At 62.8% G+C, this 787-nt stretch carries 1 protein-coding gene; it reads right to left on the reverse strand.

The genetic code is table 11. The annotated features are described in order from the left end of the window. Nucleotides 1–149: 149 nt before the first annotated feature. Nucleotides 150–787, reverse strand: a 638-nt coding sequence (locus ACTFO6_RS17355) for an IS5 family transposase (protein ID WP_439935686.1), incomplete at its 5' end; no start/stop codon positions are given.

Here is a 787-nt window from a genome sequence, read left to right on the forward strand (position 1 = left end):
GGGAACCTCTAAAAATTCGTTTTTCTGCCCCACATTCTTCCGCACAACACGCGCTGGCGGAGAGAGCCGTTCGTGGTCAAACCGCCGTCGTTGGTCGGCGGTTCGGTTTTCAACCGTTCAAATACGCTTTTCATTCTTGGCCCCGTTGGTCAGGCGCACCGCGGGCACAGTTGCACGAGCCGGCTCATGTTGTAAGCGAGGTTGGCCAGCGCGATACGCGTGCGAACGCGCGCCAGCCCGATCCCGCGGACGATAGTTTGACGCATGGCCTTCACCTGATGTCCGAAGACGTGCTCCACGCGGGCCCGGATACGCGAACGCGCGCGGTTTTCCCGTTGCTCGCGCCGGTTCAAAGGCCGATCCTTCCACGCGCGGTGGTGCACGCGGCTTGCAAAATGCTTGCGTTTGAGCAGCCGCTCATGCTCTTTCGAACGGTAGGCCGAATCGGCGTAGGCGATGCGATCGCGGTTGCGGCCATCGAGCAGGCCCGCGAAGCATTGCGAATCGTGCACGGCGGCATCGGTCACTTCGAAGCGCCGGATGAACTTGTGTTTCACGTCGATCGCGATGTGGTTCTTGTAACCGTAGTAGTTCTTGCCGTGCTTCTGCGTCCAGCGCGCCTCGATATCCTTCTGCGCGCGCCTGGCAGGCTGCCGCTCCCATTCGGCGGGCATCGCGCCGTCCTTGATCGTCGCGTTCTCGGCGCGCGTGTTGCGCTGCCTGGGCACCTCGACGATGCGGGCATCGATCACCGTGCCGCAGCGGGCCTCGAAGCCTCGGGTTTCCA

The sequence above is a fragment of the Pelomicrobium sp. G1 genome (assembly GCF_051905455.1).
GTDB lineage: Bacteria > Pseudomonadota > Gammaproteobacteria > Burkholderiales > UBA6910 > Pelomicrobium.